Source organism: Psychrobacter sp. 1U2, assembly GCF_051847575.1.
The window spans coordinates 1-752 of record NZ_JBPYDC010000977.1 but is presented as its reverse complement, the minus strand read 5'-3'; the positions used below and the strand labels follow the sequence as shown (position 1 = coordinate 752).

Sequence of the window (752 nt, the reverse complement as noted above, 5' to 3'; positions counted from 1 at the left end):
CAGTATCACAGGGGAGCGCTATGAGGCGCCTACGATACAGTATTCAAAAATGGTCGGTATCGATGCATATTTCATTGAGGATGGTGAAGTCACGCTGAACCTAGAGCCAGGTTTTGAATATGGTATCTTAGTCACAGAAGGGGAGATTGAGTCTGAAGGCAAAGTCTGTCCGCAAGATCAGCTACTACGCTTCCACGATAGCGATGTCGCTAACAATGAGAGCATCAAGCTGGTCGCTAAAAAGGGTACTCGTGTGATGTTTATCGGCGGTGAGCCTTTGAATAATCAAGTACTACTATGGTGGAACTTCGTCGCTGATAATAAAGAAGAGATTGAGCAATCAATTATTGACTGGAACAATGGTCATGAGCGCTTTGGCGATGTTGATTCTGATATGAAGCGGTTGGTAGCGCCAGAATTACCTGAAGGCTTTAAAGGCTAATTTGATAACAAAGACGATTTGTTAAATTATCTTTTTAAAGAAGATTCATAATTAAGTTTTTTTACAAAAAGGAAATAAGGATTTAATCCAGTTTTCTTTATAATAAATGAAATTAATCTAGTGGATGGTTATCAGATATGACTTTTTAATCATACTCATCTAGCGTTTATTTTAATCAATACACATTAATAATTTGGAGAAAATCTATGTCAGACCTAAAAGATCTACAACAATTGGCTGAAAAACGTCGTTCTATCTATGCACTAAGCAATAAGCTGCCAGTGTCTAGTGATGAGGTCATTAAACTGGT

At 37.8% G+C, this 752-nt stretch carries 1 protein-coding gene; it reads left to right on the top strand.

Translation table 11 applies throughout. From position 1 onward, the window contains the following. Nucleotides 1-442: pirin-like C-terminal cupin domain-containing protein (locus ACS8FD_RS19880; protein WP_439277137.1), on the top strand; the 442-nt coding region annotated here is incomplete at its 5' end. Nucleotides 443-752: the final 310 nt, after the last annotated feature.